Source organism: Hydrocoleum sp. CS-953 (assembly GCF_002260545.1).
GTDB lineage: Bacteria > Cyanobacteriota > Cyanobacteriia > Cyanobacteriales > Microcoleaceae > Trichodesmium.
Genome location: NZ_LGSU01000340.1, coordinates 1 through 2,807, shown reverse-complemented (window position 1 = coordinate 2,807; position 2,807 = coordinate 1). Strand labels below are relative to the sequence as shown.

Here is a 2,807-nt window from a genome sequence, read left to right as displayed (position 1 = left end):
GAGTAGGGGAGCGGGGGAGTAGGGGAGTAATTTTTTTGCTCAACTATGTGCCCAAAATCCTAACTTTTTGAGTATAAAGCAGCTCAAAAGTAGGTACTTTTTCCCGAACTAAAAATGCTAAAGCCTTGACAGATAAAGGCTTTAGCATTTAATCAGCAGAGCAATAATTAATAATGAACTGGACAGTGCAAATTTCTAGAAATAACTATTGCTAGCTAAGGCTTTCAGCTATCTAAAAGTTATAAACTTTCTATTCAAAACTTTAGGTGCTGTAAACCTTTTCCAGCAATAATTTCAGCCTTAAAAGCAAATTATTTTTTAGGATAATTTTGTACTCTCCAGTAATAATGAAAACTATCTCTAATTATGAATTATNTATCAATTATCCATTATCAATTATCCATTATCAATTATCAATTATCAATTATCAATTATCCATTATCAATTATCCATTATCCATACTATTCTCCCTCTACCATCTCACGATATTTGTCAGCAGAGAAAACATCATCTCCCTCTAATTCATCAGGGTCTTTAACACGAACCTTGAGGAGCCAACCCTCTATATATGGGTCTTCATCTGATAACCTTTCTGGACTTTCTAATACTTCTTCATTACGCTCTACTACTGTACCAGTAACAGGAGCTTTCAGGTCTTCAACTGCTTTTACAGACTCAATGCTGCCACAAGACCCTTCTTTTTCTATTTGGTCTCCCTCCTCTGGAAGTTCCAGAAATACAATATCCCCCAATTGCTCAATAGCAAAGGCACTAATACCAATAGTGGCAATTTCGCCATCCATTCTTACATACTCGTGGGTTTCAAGATACTTGAGGTCGTCTGGAAATTCTAGTGTCATTTAGTTCCTCACTAAAAATAGTACAAATTATGTCAGTTAAAGCAAGACTGGACTTGCATTAAAAATTATTCTGTAAAGAATAATATAAGGTAAAGAGCCAATTCTTATGGACAAGAAAAATATTATAAGACTACTGGTAGGAAAATTTTCTATTCTTAGATTAATTCGCTCTACACTAATTATTTATATCCTTATTGGTTTGTATGCTTTCTTTTTCTCAGATCGGTTAATTTTTTTACCTCGTCCATCTAGCTATCAGGAAAACCAGGATTTTGTCAAGCTTGAGTCTGGCGATGGAGTCCAAATTACAGGAATTTATTTACCATTACCCAAGGCAAAATATACTATTCTCTACAGTCATGGTAATGCTGAAGACCTGGGGCGAATTTTACCCCGGTTACGAGATTTGCGAGATATTGGATTTAATATATTTTCCTATGACTATCAGGGTTATGGTACAAGTCAGGGAAAACCTTCAGTTGAGGGCGCTTATGAAGATATTAATGCTGCTTATGAATATTTGACCCAAAAATTAGGCATACCTGCAAATCAAATTATTGTTTATGGACGTTCAGTGGGTGGGGGGCCATCAGTAGATTTGGCATCTCGTAAACCTGTAGCTGGTTTGGTCATAGAAAGTTCATTTACAACGGCCTTTAGGGTAGTGACGCGCATCCCTATTTATCCCTTTGACAAATTTCCCAGTATTGACAAGATTAAAAATGTTAATTGCCCGGTATTGGTAATGCACGGAAATGTTGACCTAGTAATTCCTTTTTCTCAGGGGCAAAAACTTTTTGCTACAGCTAATCAACCTAAGCTTTCTTTGTGGGTTGATGGTGCTGGTCATAATAATTTATTAGAGGTGGCGGGGGAAGAATATGTCAAGGTTATTGGTGAGTTTGTTAAGTTGATAGAACGAAACTAAAGTGTAGAAACCGGGTTTGTATTTAGATACTTTACCATACTGAAATTTTTTTCTAACAAACCCGGTTTCTGGCAGAAGTCAATTAGTCAAGAGAATCCAATATTTTTGGAAAAAGTCGAATTTAAGGTAATCTCTGTTCCCTACTTTTAGCCTGAAAACTTTCTCTAATTATCAATTATCCATTATCAATTATCCATTGCTAATTCTGCTTTTGCCTTTTGCCACATTTGTTCAAACTCTGCCAAACTATATTCCGAAATAGGTCGCTCACACATTTCTTCTAGCAAAGCAAATCGTTTCAAAAACCGATGATTTGTTCCTTGTAATGCTTGTTCTGGGTTTAAATTATACCACCTTGCCAACTGCACCAAAACAAACAAAATATCTCCCATTTCTGCTTGTTGATGTTCCTTATCTTCTGACTTTAAAGCTTCTTCAAATTCTCCTACTTCTTCGTGAAACTTCTCCCAAACTCCATCAACATTTTCCCATTCAAAACCAACAGCAGCAGCTTTTTTAGAAATCTTCATTGCTGCCAAAAGTGGAGGTAACTGCCGAGCATATCTGCCTAATTTTTTACTAAGTAAATCATTAGTTTCCCCATTTTCTGCTGCCTTAATTTCTTCCCAATTTTGTTTAACTTCTTCAGTGCTATTTACTTTCACATCTCCAAATACATGGGGATGCCTTCTAATCATTTTTTTGCTAATATTTTCAGCAACTTCAGCTAAAGTAAAATCATTGGTTTCACTAGCTATTTGTGCTTGCAAAACTACCTGTAATAATAAATCTCCTAACTCATCAACTATTGCTTCTTTATTCCCACCTTTTATGGCATCTACAACTTCATAAGCTTCTTCAACAATATAAGGAGTTAAAGTTTCTGGAGTTTGAGCTAAATCCCACGGACAACCCCCCTCTGGAGAACGTAATTTAGCTACTATTTCTATTAGTTCTTGTAATGCAGATAATGTCGAATTCATGTTAAATAAATAAGTTTTTTAATATTGATATAGTAT

At 35.4% G+C, this 2,807-nt stretch carries 3 protein-coding genes; 1 reads left to right on the top strand and 2 read right to left on the bottom strand.

Annotated features, from left to right (window positions below; all coding sequences use genetic code 11):
* Positions 1 to 461 precede the first annotated feature (461 nt).
* A complete protein-coding gene (gene gcvH / locus AFK68_RS03170; RefSeq protein ID WP_094671565.1) occupies positions 462 to 860 on the bottom strand; it encodes a glycine cleavage system protein GcvH in 399 nt (132 codons plus the stop codon).
* 106 nt (positions 861 to 966) lie between these two features.
* Between gcvH and AFK68_RS03165 the strand changes: the two genes are divergently transcribed.
* The gene (locus tag AFK68_RS03165) at positions 967 to 1,788 is read left to right on the top strand and encodes an alpha/beta hydrolase (RefSeq protein ID WP_094671563.1); all 822 of its coding nucleotides are present in this window, start codon (positions 967 to 969) and stop codon (positions 1,786 to 1,788) included.
* A 185-nt stretch (positions 1,789 to 1,973) separates the two neighbouring features.
* Here the strand turns inward: AFK68_RS03165 and mazG are convergent, their stop codons facing one another.
* Positions 1,974 to 2,771, bottom strand: coding sequence for a nucleoside triphosphate pyrophosphohydrolase (mazG, locus tag AFK68_RS03160; RefSeq protein WP_094671561.1), 798 nt, complete (start codon positions 2,769 to 2,771; stop codon positions 1,974 to 1,976).
* Positions 2,772 to 2,807: the final 36 nt, after the last annotated feature.

What these genes read in the sequence shown, in the direction of transcription:
- gcvH (WP_094671565.1), bottom strand. Translation starts at nt 860, where the DNA reads ATGACACTAGAATTTCCAGACGACCTCAAGTATCTTGAAACCCACGAG.
- AFK68_RS03165 (WP_094671563.1), top strand. Translation starts at nt 967, where the DNA reads ATGGACAAGAAAAATATTATAAGACTACTGGTAGGAAAATTTTCTATT.
- mazG (WP_094671561.1), bottom strand. Translation starts at nt 2,771, where the DNA reads ATGAATTCGACATTATCTGCATTACAAGAACTAATAGAAATAGTAGCT.